General features: G+C 67.2%; 13 protein-coding genes. 10 read left to right on the forward strand and 3 right to left on the reverse strand.

The genetic code is table 11. The features are described from left to right. Positions 1-34 precede the first annotated feature (34 nt). Positions 35-907, forward strand: a complete 873-nt coding sequence (locus CXZ05_RS17420; RefSeq protein ID WP_102973783.1) for an N-acetylglucosamine kinase — start codon at positions 35-37, stop codon at positions 905-907. Positions 908-917: 10 nt separating this feature from the next. Here CXZ05_RS17420 and CXZ05_RS17425 read toward each other — a convergent pair whose 3' ends face one another. Beyond that, a complete protein-coding gene (locus CXZ05_RS17425; RefSeq protein WP_102973784.1) occupies positions 918-1,958 on the reverse strand; it encodes a pirin family protein in 1,041 nt (346 codons plus the stop codon). Positions 1,959-2,014: 56 nt separating this feature from the next. Between CXZ05_RS17425 and CXZ05_RS17430 the strand changes: the two genes are divergently transcribed. From CXZ05_RS17430 to CXZ05_RS17465, 8 genes are all read left to right on the forward strand, one after another. Beyond that, on the forward strand, positions 2,015-2,476 hold the full coding sequence (locus tag CXZ05_RS17430; protein WP_102973785.1) for an NUDIX hydrolase: 462 nt from the start codon (positions 2,015-2,017) through the stop codon (positions 2,474-2,476). 370 nt (positions 2,477-2,846) lie between these two features. Beyond that, positions 2,847-3,923 carry a ribosome small subunit-dependent GTPase A gene (rsgA, locus tag CXZ05_RS17435; protein WP_102973786.1) on the forward strand — a complete coding sequence of 359 codons (1,077 nt, stop codon included), beginning with the start codon at positions 2,847-2,849 and terminating at the stop codon, positions 3,921-3,923. A 266-nt stretch (positions 3,924-4,189) separates the two neighbouring features. Beyond that, complete coding sequence (locus CXZ05_RS17440; RefSeq protein WP_102973787.1) at positions 4,190-5,278, forward strand: ABC transporter ATP-binding protein; 1,089 nt, start codon at positions 4,190-4,192, stop codon at positions 5,276-5,278. Next, positions 5,278-5,991 carry an ABC transporter permease gene (locus CXZ05_RS17445; RefSeq protein ID WP_102973788.1) on the forward strand — a complete coding sequence of 238 codons (714 nt, stop codon included), beginning with the start codon at positions 5,278-5,280 and terminating at the stop codon, positions 5,989-5,991. Before CXZ05_RS17440 ends, CXZ05_RS17445 begins: the two co-directional genes overlap by 1 nt. After that, positions 5,988-6,731, forward strand: a complete 744-nt coding sequence (locus tag CXZ05_RS17450) for an ABC transporter permease (RefSeq protein ID WP_102973789.1) — start codon at positions 5,988-5,990, stop codon at positions 6,729-6,731. Before CXZ05_RS17445 ends, CXZ05_RS17450 begins: the two co-directional genes overlap by 4 nt. Beyond that, the gene (locus CXZ05_RS17455; protein ID WP_102973790.1) at positions 6,728-7,687 is read left to right on the forward strand and encodes an ABC transporter substrate-binding protein; all 960 of its coding nucleotides are present in this window, start codon (positions 6,728-6,730) and stop codon (positions 7,685-7,687) included. The genes CXZ05_RS17450 and CXZ05_RS17455 overlap by 4 nt, the downstream gene beginning before the upstream one ends. Before the next feature lie 176 nt (positions 7,688-7,863). Then, positions 7,864-9,084 (forward strand): pyridoxal phosphate-dependent aminotransferase, encoded by a 1,221-nt coding sequence (locus CXZ05_RS17460; RefSeq protein ID WP_102973791.1) that lies wholly within the window; start codon positions 7,864-7,866, stop codon positions 9,082-9,084. 35 nt (positions 9,085-9,119) lie between these two features. Next, positions 9,120-9,974, forward strand: coding sequence for a PPK2 family polyphosphate kinase (locus CXZ05_RS17465; RefSeq protein WP_102973792.1), 855 nt, complete (start codon positions 9,120-9,122; stop codon positions 9,972-9,974). Between the two features lie 53 nt (positions 9,975-10,027). Here the strand turns inward: CXZ05_RS17465 and CXZ05_RS17470 are convergent, their stop codons facing one another. Together CXZ05_RS17470 and xseA are read right to left on the reverse strand one after the other, a co-directional pair. Then, the gene (locus CXZ05_RS17470) at positions 10,028-10,303 is read right to left on the reverse strand and encodes an exodeoxyribonuclease VII small subunit (RefSeq protein ID WP_258006627.1); all 276 of its coding nucleotides are present in this window, start codon (positions 10,301-10,303) and stop codon (positions 10,028-10,030) included. A gap of 110 nt (positions 10,304-10,413) precedes the next feature. After that, positions 10,414-11,697, reverse strand: a complete 1,284-nt coding sequence (gene xseA / locus CXZ05_RS17475) for an exodeoxyribonuclease VII large subunit (protein ID WP_102973793.1) — start codon at positions 11,695-11,697, stop codon at positions 10,414-10,416. 304 nt (positions 11,698-12,001) lie between these two features. On the opposite strand from xseA, the gene CXZ05_RS17480 reads away from it, so the two are divergent. Then, positions 12,002-12,850, forward strand: coding sequence for a hypothetical protein (locus CXZ05_RS17480; RefSeq protein ID WP_102973794.1), 849 nt, complete (start codon positions 12,002-12,004; stop codon positions 12,848-12,850). Positions 12,851-12,871: the final 21 nt, after the last annotated feature.

Here is a 12,871-nt window from a genome sequence, read left to right on the forward strand (position 1 = left end):
GCTCCCGTCCGGTACCGCCCGAGCCAGCGACGTCGTGATCGGCCTCGACATCGGCGGCACCAAGACGAGGGGAGTCCGCTTCGAGCGCGGGGAACCGGTAGCCGACCAGAGCGTGGGAAGCGCCAACGTCCAGAACGTAAGCCGTGCGGAAGCCGCGGCGCACCTTGCGGAGCTTTTTGCGAAAATCGGCAGGGGGCCGGTGGCGCAGGTCTACGCCGGCGCCGGCGGGATCGACACCGATGAGGACGCCGCCGCCCTGGCCGCCCTCATCGAGCCGCACGCCCCGGGGGCCCGGATTACCGTGGTCCACGACTCCCGGCTCCTGCTCGCGGCCGGCGGCGCCAGCACCGGCGTCGCAGTCATCGCGGGCACCGGCTCGGCGGCCTGGGGCGCGAACGGGGACGGTGACGAGGCACGGGCGGGCGGCTGGGGCTACCTCCTGGGCGACGAAGGCAGCGGTTACTGGCTGGGCCGCGAGGCGGTCCGGCACAGCCTGCGGCGCATGAACCAGGGGCAGGAACCGGACGAGCTGACGCGGGCACTCCTGGATTCCTGCAACACCGATGACCCGAACAGGCTGATCGCGCTCTTCCACTCCCCGGACACCGGACGGCGCTTCTGGGCGCAGCAGGCCCGGCTGGTGGTGGAGGCGGCCGACGCCGGCCACAGCGTCAGCCGTGACCTGATTGACCAGGCGGGCAAGGACCTGGCGGAGATGGCCGCCCAGGTCCTGAAGCAGCTGGGGCTGGACGGTCCGGTCATCCTGGGCAGCGGCCTGGGCATGAACGTTGGCCGGCTTCAGGAATCGTTCCGGCAGCACCTGGCCGCAGCAGGAGTCAGCGACGTGCGGATCCTGGCACAGGACCCCGTTTTCGGTGTCCCGCTGCTGGTCCGCGACCAGCCCTGACCCAGGGCCCCTAGGAACGGGTCCGCGGCCTGAGCTGCACTCCGGGCAAGGGCGGCGCGGGGATCCTTCCTGCCTCGCGGCCCGCATCCGGCCCATGGCCGCGGACCAGCCCGAAGCGGGCACCTTCCGCGGCCGGGTCGGACAGCTCTGCCTGGGCCTCCCAGTCCGCCCGCGCCTGGGCGACCTCCTCATGGGTCCTGCCCACGAAGTTCCACCACATCAGCAGCTCCTCCTGGAGCGGCTCACCGCCGATCAGGACGAACCGGGTCTCCGGCAGGGCGTTCACGGCCAGGACCTCACGCCCGGCCCCCAGGTAGCCCAGCGGTCCCGGTTCGATCGCCCGCCCGTCCACCGTCAGGCCGCCGTCGAGCACCAGGACGGCGTGCTCGAACGCCGGGTCGAGCGGGAAAGCGGCGACGCCGCCGCAGCGGACGTCCGCGCCGACGATCGGCGTGTACATCGTGGCGGGCGAGGAAGCGCCGGCGAAGGATCCCACCATCACGGTGGCGGTGAAGCCCGGGCCATGGACCGTGGGCAGGTCACGGTGCTGTTCGAAGGCCGGAGGCCTGTCCCGCTCCCCGTCCGGCAACGCAACCCACAGCTGCAGCCCGCGCTGCAGCGGAAGCCCTGCACCGCCGTCGTCCGTGCCGTCGTCCGTCGCCGGCAGCACGGCAAACTCGGAGTGCGAGACGCCGTGGCCCGCGGTCATGATGTTCAGCTCTCCCGGGCGGACAATGACGTCGCTGCCCACGCTGTCCCGGTGCCTGATCTGCCCGGCTAGCGGCCACGTCACGGTCTGCAGCCCGGTATGCGGGTGCGGGAGCACTGACATCGCCGTCCGGTCGGGACCGAAGCTGTCCAGGAAGCACCAGGCACCCACCGTCGGCAGGCCGCGCTGGGGCAGTGTGCGAAGCACCGACATCGCGCGGACCCCGCCGAGCGGCACTTCGCGTGCCGGCCACAGCTGCAGGCAGGGCCCCGCTCCCGTCCCTGTTTCCGGGCCGGCGGGCGGGCAGGTTTCCTCCTGCGGGAGAAGCTCCAGATTCGTCACAGTCCCACTCTAGGACGGCAGCCTGCACGCGGATAGCGCGGGGCTACGCTGGAGCCATGAGCGTTCTCTTCGACACCCGCCCCGCCGCCTATGCAGTCATCATCCGCGACGGCGCCATCCTTCTGGCGTACTGGAAGCAAGACGGCAAGGAAGGCTGGACACTGCCCGGCGGCGGGCTGGACCTGGCCGAGCACCCCGTGGACGGCTGCATCCGTGAGGTCTTCGAGGAGACGGGGTACCACGCCGAAATCGGCGGGATGCTCGGGATCGACGTCGGCCATTGGCCGGCGGATTCGCGGCTGGACGGGGCGGACCGCGACTTCCAGGCGCTCCGCCTGGTCTACGAGGCGAGGGTCACGGGCGGGGAGCTCACCCACGAAACGAACGGCACCACCACGCACGCCGCGTGGATTCCGCTGCGGGACGTCGACTCGCTCAACAGGGTGTCCCTGGTGGACGCCGCGCTGCGGCTTTTCTCGGAGCGGCCGGTCAACGGCAAGCTTGAGTCACTGGACTGAGATTCCTGGACTGATTTCCGGGCGCAGCCCAGTTGCCCTAGCCAGCCGGTGCCCCGCTGGCTATTCTGGGGGAGTCCCCGGACCTTTTTGTCCGGCGGCGGCCAGTCCGGCATGAACTTCGTACGGGGGAGGTGGACCTGATGATTGCAGAATCCGTGCGCGCTCCGCGCCTTCTCGAAATCACCTTCATTACTCCTGCCCCTGCTGCTGCCCACTCTTAGCCAGCCCAGCGCGCACAGCGCACTTCTTTGCCGGCCGGCGGCGCTTCGGGGCCAACCCGAGGTTCACAGTGAAAAATTCTTCCGGCACTCGTGCCAACCAGCTTCAAAACCAAACCCCTAACCCGGCCCCTCTCACAAAGACTGATCTCATGAACACCGGGCCCGTGCCCGGCCCAAGCCAGTACGGCTTCACGGAGGCCAAGGCGGAGCACTTCGCGGCCCATCCGGCCGGCGGCGCCGAGGCTGCCGCCCGCGTCGTCCGGGTGGACCGCAACCGGATCGTCGCGGCCACGGCCGGCGGACTGGTGCACCTGCCGTATCCCCCCGGTACCGTGCCGGCCACCGGCGACTGGGTCTGGCTCGGCCGCAACCGGGCGGCGGAACCGGCCGTCGTCGGCGTTCTTCCGCGCACGTCGGAGCTCAGCCGTAAACGTGCGTTCGACCCGTCCACGGAGGGGCAGGTCCTCGCCGCGAACATCGACATGGTGGGCGTGGTTGTTCCCGTGGACCGTCCGCTGAGCCACAACAGGCTCGAACGGACCCTGGTGGCCGTCTGGGATTCCGGCGCCACCCCGTTGGTGATCATCACGAAGGCGGACCTGGCGGACATCGCTGACGACGTCGTCGGGAAGGTGATCCTGCAGGCCGCCGGCGTGGATGTGGTGACCACCTCGGCGGAGCACGGAGACGGCATCGACGAACTGCTCTCCAGGGTGCAGCCGGGGTGGACGCTCGCCCTGCTGGGCCCCTCCGGCGCCGGGAAGTCCACCCTCATCAACGCTCTCGTGGGGCACCACGTCCAGTCCACCGGGGACGTGCGGGCCACCGACGGCAGGGGGCGGCACACCACGACATCGCGGGAGCTGGTGCCGCTGCCCAATGGCGCCGTGCTGATGGACACTCCCGGTGTCCGCGGCTTCGGCCTGTTCGACGCCGAGGACGGCATGGAAGAGATGTTCGGCGACCTGCAGGTGCTCTTTGAGCAGTGCCGCTTCTCCGACTGCGCCCATGACCGGGAACCAGGGTGCGCCGTCCGGGCGGCGCTCGACGACGGATCCCTCAAGGAGCGGCGGTGGGCCAGCTACCTCAAGCTCCAGCGCGAACTCGCCGCCCTGGCACGGCGCCACGACGCTGCGGCGAGAAGGGCGTACCAGCGGGAATGGCACCAGAAGGTGGTGGTGGCCGGGCGCAGCCAGCGGGCCGCCGAACGCTACCGCCATTCGTGAACCGGAGTTTTTGTCCAGATAATGGCCGCTCCGGTGGCATTTGGACCCATTATCTGGACAAAAACTCCTCCACCCATCCGGGCCGGAGACGGCACCGAATCAATCGTGTTTGTGTCCGAATGATTACGGTATCCGTGCCTGCGGCGGTTTTGCTTCAGGCACTGGTTACGCTTGGTCAAGATGCGCTTTACAGCCAAAAACAGCGTGCTTATGATCAATTCGCTTTACCGTCCGATGTTGCCGCCCAACAGTAAGGTAAGCCGGGTATGGCCGAAGCCATGATTGAGTTCCAGAGCGTCACCAAGCAGTACCAGAGCGGGCAACCGGCGGTGGACCAGCTAAGCATGTCCATTGACCGTGGCTCCATCACGGTGTTCGTAGGACCATCAGGCTGCGGCAAGACCACCTCCCTACGCATGATCAACCGGATGGTGGAGCCCACGTCCGGGACCATCACGGTGGGCGGGCGCGACGTCACTTCCGTGCCTGCAGCCGAGCTCCGGCGCTCCATGGGCTACGTGATGCAGTCGTCGGGCCTCATGCCGCACCGCTCCGTCGTGGACAACATCGCCACCGTGCCCCGGCTGAACGGCGTCTCGAAAGCCGACGCCCGCAAGCGCGCGGAGGAACTGCTCGACGTCGTGGGGCTGGCCCCGTCGCTGGGCAAGCGGTACCCGTCGCAGCTCTCGGGCGGCCAGCAGCAGCGCGTCGGCGTGGCCCGGGCGCTCGCCGCCGACCCGCCGGTCCTGCTGATGGACGAGCCCTTCAGCGCCGTGGATCCCGTGGTCCGCGACGAACTCCAGCAGGAACTCCTGCGCCTGCAGCGGGACCTGGCCAAGACCATCGTGTTTGTCACCCACGACATCGACGAGGCCACCGTGCTGGGGGACAAGGTGGCTGTCTTCGCCGTCGGCGGCAAGCTGGCGCAGTACGCCACGCCCGAGGAGATCCTCCGGGCACCGGCCAACGAGTTCGTGGCTTCCTTTGTGGGCCGGGACCGCGGGTTCCGGCACCTCGCGTTCACCACGGCCGACGGCGTCGCGGTCCACCCCGTTGACACGGTCACCCGGGGCGGGGAGGCCGGTTCACATACGGACAGTTGGCGCCTGGTGGTGGATGACCAGCAACGCCCGCTGGGCTGGGAAGGCCCCGGCCTCGACTCCCAGCTCATCCCCGGCGGCTCCCTGTTCCGGCCGGGCGACACCCTGCGGCGCGCCCTGGACGCCGCGCTATCCTCCCCATCGGGGCTCGGCGTCGCGGTGGACGGCGACGGCAAGGTTGCCGGCGTCGTCAAGGGCGCGGAGGTGCTCTCCAGCATCGAGTCCGCACGCCGGACCCGGCAGGGCGCCCGCTGATGGAGTGGTTCCTGGCGAACAGCCCCATGGTCTTTGAACGGGCCGGCCAGCACCTGGTCCTGGCCCTGATTCCGATGGTCCTGGGCCTGGTGATCTCCATTCCACTGGCACAGTTTTCGCGGCGGCACAGCGCACTGCGCCAACTCGTGGCCACCGTGAGCTCCCTGCTCTACACCATTCCGTCGCTGGCGCTGTTCATCATTCTCCCGCCGCTGCTGGGGACCCGGATCCTTGACCCGCTGAATGTCATCGTCGCCCTGACCATCTACGCCGTGGCGCTGCTGGTGCGGGCTGCCATGGACGCCTTCGATTCCGTCGATGACGACCTCCGGCAGGCGGCCGTGGCCATGGGCTACAAGCCGGCCGCCCGGTTCCTGCAGATCGACCTGCCGCTGTCCCTGCCGGTGATGTTCGCCGGCCTCCGCGTGGTGTCGGTAAGCAACATTTCGCTGGTGAGCGTCGCCGCGCTGCTGGGCGTGGGAAACCTGGGGATGCTGTTCACGGACGGGCTGCAGCGGAACTTCGTCACCGAAGTGGTGGTGGGGATTGTCGCCATCCTGCTGCTGGCCGTGGTGATGGACGCGTTGCTGGTGATCCTGGAACGGGTCCTCACACCGTGGACCAGGGCCGGTTCCGTAAAGACAGACGCGCACGCCCGGTCCGGCGCCGAATTCCTCGCTGACGCCAAAGTCCACGCGGGGGCAGGCTCATGAACATCTTCACCGAAACGTTCGCCTGGCTCGCCGATCCATTGCACTGGTCGGGTCCGGGCGGGATCCCCGTCCGCCTGCTCGAACACCTGCAGTACAGCGGCCTGGTCCTGCTCATCGCCGCAGCCATCGCTGTCCCGGTCGGCCTCTATATCGGGCACACCGGAAGGGGCCGCGTGGTGGCCGTGGCCGTAGCCGGAGCCCTCCGGGCGCTGCCCACGCTCGGGCTCCTGGTGCTGTTCGCCCTCGTCGCGGGAAGCGGCCTCATGCCGCCGGTGTGGGCCCTGGTCATTCTTACGGTGCCACCGCTGCTGGCCGGCACCTACGCCGGCATTTCCAGCGTGGACCCAAACGTGGTGGACGCCGCCCGCGCAATGGGCATGAAAGAGCTCCAGGTCCTGTTCGGCGTGGAGGTACCCAACGGGCTTCTGGTGATGTTCGGCGGCATCCGCACCGCCGTGCTGCAGGTGATCGCCACGGTGTCGGTGGTGGCCTACCTTCCGCTGGGCGGCCTGGGGCGCTACCTGTTCGACGGGCTGGTGCTCCAGGACTTCCCACGGATGCTGGCAGGTTCGCTGCTCATCGCGGCGCTGGCGATCGTCGTCGACCTTGTCCTGGCCGCCGTGCAGCGGCTGGTCGTTTCACCGGGACTTTCCGCACGTTCCACAGGCGGCCGCAAGGCCGCCACCGATCTCTCGGCTGCCGCGCCCGCGGCTGCCGCTGTCCAAGGAGGCACCGCATGAAGCACCCCGTCCGCACGACTCTTACCCGCCGTGGCCTGGGCGGCCTCGCCGCCGGTGTCGGCGTCGCCCTCGCCTTGTCCGCCTGCAGCAGCGGCAATCCGCTGTCATCCCCCTCCACGAGTGCAACCGGGGGCGCCACCTCCGGCGGTTCCCTCGTCGTCGGCTCCGCGGACTTCCCGGAGAGCCAGATCATCGCCGAGATCTACGCCGGTGCCCTGAGTGCGGCCGGAGTCACCGCCACCACCAAGCCGAACATCGGCTCGCGGGAGATTTACTTCAAGGCGGTGCAGGACGGGTCAGTGGACGTCGTTCCGGACTACTCCGGCAACCTGCTGTCCCACGTCGACGCGCAGGCTGCGGAGGTCACGCCGGAGGACATCTACAAGGCTCTTCCCGGCAAGCTGCCGCAGGGACTGGCTGTGCTTGAGCCGTCCAAGGCGGAGGACAAGGATGCCATGGTGGTCACGAAGGCCACCGCCGAAAAGTACCAGCTGAAGTCGATCGAGGATCTGGCCAAGGTCTGCAAGGACCTGACCATGGCCGCACCTGCCACGTTTGAAACCCGGTCCTACGGGTTCCCGGGGCTCAAGAAGAACTACAACTGCGAACTCAAGGGGCTGAAGCCCTTTAGCGACGGTGGAGGCAACCTGACGTTGCAGGCGCTCCTGAACGATGAGGTCCAGGTGGCCGACATCTTCACCACCACGCCGTCCATCGCCGACAATGACCTGGTTGTGCTGGAGGACCCGAAGAACAACTTCAAGGCCCAGCAGGTGCTGCCGCTGTACAACGACGCCAAGGTGACGGACAAAGCCAAGGAGGCACTCAACAATGTCTCCAAGACCCTCACCACTGAGGACCTGATCAACCTTAACCGTGCGGTGAGCGGAAGCCAGAAGCAGAACGCCAAGGACGCGGCCGCTGCGTGGCTCAAGGACAAGGGCATCGTCAAGTAGGCCCTGCGGCTGACCAGGAGAGTACGACGGCGGCTGCCGGGTCCGCGGGGACCGGCAGCCGCCGTCGTCGTTAAGCGGGGGACGAACCCAACTGACTGGCGGTTCCGGCAGGTCCGGGCCGTCCGTGTGAGGCACGTCTCCCCGGAAGTACATCCCGCTTGTGGCATATTTGATGAATGGCAGAATTCAAGCAGTCCACCAAGCTTCATAATGTCCTTTACGACATCCGTGGACCGATTCTTCAGGCCGCCCAGCAGATGGAGGCAGAGGGTCACCGCATCCTCAAACTGAACATCGGCAACCCCGCACCCTTCGGGTTTGAAGCGCCGGACGCGATTTTGGTGGACATGATCCGCCACCTGCCCCACGCCCAGGGATACAGCGATTCCCGCGGCATCTTCTCGGCCCGCACCGCCGTCTCGCAGTACTACCAGACCCGCGGCATCCAGAGCATCCACGTGGACGACATCTACCTCGGCAACGGCGTCAGCGAACTCATTACGATGTCGCTGATGGCGCTGCTCGAGGAGGGCGACGAGATCCTGATCCCCACCCCGGACTACCCGCTGTGGACCGCCTCGGTGGCGCTGGCCGGCGGCCGTCCGGTGCACTACCTCTGCGACGAGGAGTCCGGCTGGCAGCCCGACCTGGAGGACCTCGAGGCCAAGATCACGCCCCGCACCAAGGGGATTGTGGTGATCAACCCGAACAACCCCACCGGTGCTGTGTACCCGGAAAGCACGCTGCGCAAGATCGTTGCCCTGGCGGAAAAGCACGGGCTGGTGATCTTCGCCGACGAGATCTACGAGAAGATCCTCTACGAGGACGCCGTGCACGTGAACATGGCGGGGCTTACCGGCGACGACGTGCTGTGCCTGACGTTCAGCGGGCTGTCCAAGGCGTACCGCGTCTGTGGCTACCGCGCGGGATGGATGGCCATCTCCGGGCCCAAGAAGGAGGCCGCCGACTACCTCGAAGGCATCAACCTACTGGCTAACATGCGGCTCTGCGCCAACGTTCCGGCCCAGCACGCCATCCAGACTGCCCTGGGCGGGTACCAGAGCATCAACGACCTCATCCTGCCCGGCGGCCGGCTGCTGGAACAGCGCAACAAGGCGTACGACATGCTTAACGCCATCCCCGGCGTGAGCACCCAACAGGCGCGGGGAGCCCTCTACCTGTTCCCCAAACTGGACCCTGACGTCTACGACATCCGGGATGACGAAAAGTTTGTCCTGGACCTGCTCAAGGAACAGAAGATTCTGGTTTCCCACGGCAGGGCGTTCAACTGGGTCCGGCCCGACCACTTCCGCATGGTGACCCTGCCCAACGTCAAGGACATCGAGGAAGCAGTCGGCCGGATGGGAGACTTCCTCAGCAGGTATCAGGGGAACTAGCCTTTACCCACATACAACTGTGGAAAGAGGACCCGATGGCCGGCGTGGTGGAATTCACGAAGCTTCCCTCCGAAACTCTGAAAGTGGGCAAGGGCTTCAAGCTGGCCGACGTTGACCCTGACGCCACCCACGGTTACCCGGGGAACAAGGCCGACGGCGAAGCGCTCCTCGAGGAGCTGGACGCAAAGCTCGCGGAACTTCAGGAGAAGCTGTTTGCCGAGTCCAAGTTTGGCGGCACCAAGCGCGTCCTCCTGATCCTGCAGGGAATGGACACCGCCGGCAAGGGCGGAATCGTGAAGCACGTGCTGGGCGCCATGGATCCGCAGGGTGTCCAGTTCAAGTCCTTCAAGGCCCCCACGCCCGAGGAACGTGCTTACGACTTTCTGTGGCGCATCGAAAGGGAAGTCCCCGGCGCTGGCATGCTCGGTGTCTTTGACCGGTCCCACTACGAGGACGTCCTGATCCACCGGGTTCACCGCTGGGCTGACCCGAAGGAGCTTGACCGCCGCTACCGTGCGATCAACGAGTTCGAGGCCAGGCAGGTGGCGGTGGGCACGAAGGTGGTCAAGGTCATGCTGCACATCAGCAATGACGAGCAAAAAGAACGGCTGCTGGCCCGGCTGGACAATCCCGCCAAGCACTGGAAGTACAACACAGAGGATCTGAAACAGCGCGCCTTCTGGGACGACTACATGGCCGCCTACCAGGCTGCCTTCGACGAAACCAACTCGGACCATGCGCCCTGGTACGTCGTGCCCGCCAGCAAGAAATGGTACGCGCGCATCGCCGTGCAGCAACTGTTGCTGGAGGGGCTCGGCGAGCTCGACCTGGAGTGGCCCAAGGCCGAGTTCGACGTTGAAGCCGAGCGCCGCCTCGTCGAGCGGTCCTGACCAGGCCGGGCGGTCCTCAGCCGGGCCTCACCCCCGGCTGGATCCCGCTGGCTTCAGCTGTCCTTGCGGGCAGCCGCGAGCCTCTTCCTGGCGCCTTCCAGCCAGTCTTCGCAGCGCCGTGCCAATGCCTCGCCCCGCTCCCAAAGAGCCAGGGAATCCTCAAGACTGGTCCCGCCGGCCTCAAGCTTGGAAACCACGGCTACCAGCTGTTCCCGTGCTTCCTCGTAGCTGAGGCCATCGATGTCCGGAGGAAGCACGGGGCCGGGCTGGGCTGCGGTGCTTGGTTCCGTGCTGTGCGGCTGGTCTGTGCTGATAGTCGGATCTGTCATGGTTCCTGGCCTGTCATGTAGGTGGTGCTGTCATTCGGTGCTGGCGTCATTTGAGGTGCTGGCCCATATGCGTCCCGGCTCATGGGGTGCTGGTTTCACATGCGCCGGGCTTATGGGGCGCCGGTGGATTCCGCGCCGAACCGTCCGCCGGCCACCCTGACCGCGAGCGGTGTTCCGGCAGGGGCCTGGGTCGGTTGGCGGACAACCGCCCCGGCGGAGCCGGAAAGCTGCACCACGGCGTAGCCGCGGTCCAGGGTCTGCTGCGGTGACAATGCCCGGACCTGCGCCTGGAGGTGGACCAGCTGGTCGGAAGCCCTCGTCACGGCTGCACTGATGGCCGCAGTGGACCGGCGGGTCAGCCGTTCCACGTCATCCGCGCGCGCTGTGATCATGCTCTCGGGGGCCGCGAGGACCGGGCGGGACCGGATCGCGGCCAGACGGTCCGTTTCCCGGGCCACCATCATAGTGACGGAGCGCCGCAGCTGGGCTTCAGCCTGCCGGACCCGGGCAAGTTCCTCCGAAACTTCCGGCACGATCCGCTTGGCTGCGTCCGTGGGCGTGGAGGCCCGGAGGTCGGCGACGTCGTCCAGGATGGGCCGGTCCGCCTCATGCCCGATTGCGCTGACCACCGGGGTCACCGTGGCCGCCACGGCGCGGATGAGTTCCTCGCTGCTAAACGGCAGCAGGTCCTCCAGCGCGCCGCCGCCGCGGGCGATCACGATCACGTCCACCTCGGGACGGGCATCGAGTTCGCGCAGCGCCTTGACCATCTGGGATACGGCGGTGTTGCCCTGCACCGCGACCTCGCGGATCTCGAATTCGACTGCCGGCCAGCGCAGGGCAGCGTTGCGCAGGACGTCTTTCTTGGCATCGGAGTCGCGGCCGGTGATGAGCCCGATCCGGTGGGGGAGCAGGGGCAGACGCTTTTTCCGCGACTCGGCGAACAGGCCTTCAGCGGCCAGGGCATGGCGGAGCCGTTCTATCCGTGCGAGGAGATCGCCCAGCCCAACAGGGCGGATGTCCTTCACGGACATGTTCAGGCGCCCGGTCTTCAGCCAGAACTCGGGCTTGAGCAGGGCCACCACCCGGCTCCCGCGCTCAAGCGGCGTCTCCTGACGGTCGAGCAGTTTGGACCAGATGGAAGCGGGCAGGGAGATCTCGGCGTTTACATCCCGGAGGGTGAGGAACGCATTGCCGCCGCGCCGGTTGAGTTCGATGACCTGCCCTTCAACCCAGGCTGCCGGTGCCCGTTCTATATGGGTCTTGAGCTTCTGGGAGAGCAATTGCAGCGGCCAGGGGTTGTCCGGGCTCGTGTCGGCGGCGGTGGCCGGCACTGTGCTGGTGCCGGCTGCAGAGGCCGTGCCGGGTACAGGGACGGTGGCGTTTTCAGCCATGTGCAGCCCCGTTGGCGGCGAATGCCAGTTGCATGGTCGCGGTCCTTTGCCTGTGGATGGTGCGTGCGCGGTGGGTTAATCAACTCTATCCATAGCTGTATCACCGGGCTCGGACATTGTTGATAACCCGGCATTTGCCGGGACCGCTGATGACCCGGCAGACTAGGTGGTCCGCCATTTTTGGTCTCTGGCATCTTTGATCGCCCTACTTTTTCAATAGTGGGATGGCGCGCCTAGGATTGCAGTGACCTGCTGACCAGCCAGGCACCCGACCAGCCGAGAAACCCGACCAGCTAGGAACCCCTTGCGCTCATTTCTTGCGGCTTTGGCCGTCATCCTTGGTCTTCTCCTCTCCTCCGCCGCCGTTCCGGCCATCTGGGTGGACCGCAACATCGTGCAGGAGGATGGCTTCGTAGCCCTGGCGGCACCGCTGGGCAAGGATCCGGATTTCCAGAAGCGCCTGGCGACCGCCGCCGTCAACAGCATTGATACCGGCGGCGCCATCCCGGCGCAGGCGGCCGAACTGGTCCGGCCGGTGCTGGAGAAGGCGGCAACCTCCCTCACCGGCTTGCCCGACTATCCGGCTGCCTGGGAAGAGACGCTGCGAAAAACCCACCGGCTCAACTTCGCCGATCCGGCGTCCCTTCCCCCCGAAGCTGATTCGAGCACCTCGCTGACACTGGATGTGGCCCCGCTCGTCGCCCTCGCGGCCAAGCAGATTTCCAGCCAGGTTGGTGTTCCGCTGGAAGCCCCTGGCCAGACCCTGGTGAGCATCGGCCAGACGAACCAGCGCCAGCTCGTTGAACGTGTTTCGGCTTACTCTCCGCTGGGATACAGCCTGGCCGTCGGTGCCGGGGTGGCGTTCCTGCTAGCGCTCGTGACCGCGCGCAGGCGGTGGAAAGTCCTGGCCGGGATCGGACTGGGCGCACTGGTGCTTTCCGGACTGTGGACGCTGGCGTCCCGCTGGGCCGCCGACGCCGTGATGGGCACCGCGAGCGGAAACGAAATGGCAGACCTGTTCAAGCGGGAGTTCGTTACGGCTTCCGCTGCCGGGTTTGCGTCCTGGACGCTTGCGGCGGCGATCGTCGGTGCGGTCCTGGTGGCGGCAGGCCTGCTGCTCAGGCTGGTCGCCGGTCCAGCCCGCGGACGATGAGCATGCCCGGATGCCTGCGGC

Origin of the sequence: Arthrobacter sp. AFG20 (assembly GCF_002892795.1) — a bacterium.
Classification (GTDB): domain Bacteria; phylum Actinomycetota; class Actinomycetes; order Actinomycetales; family Micrococcaceae; genus Arthrobacter.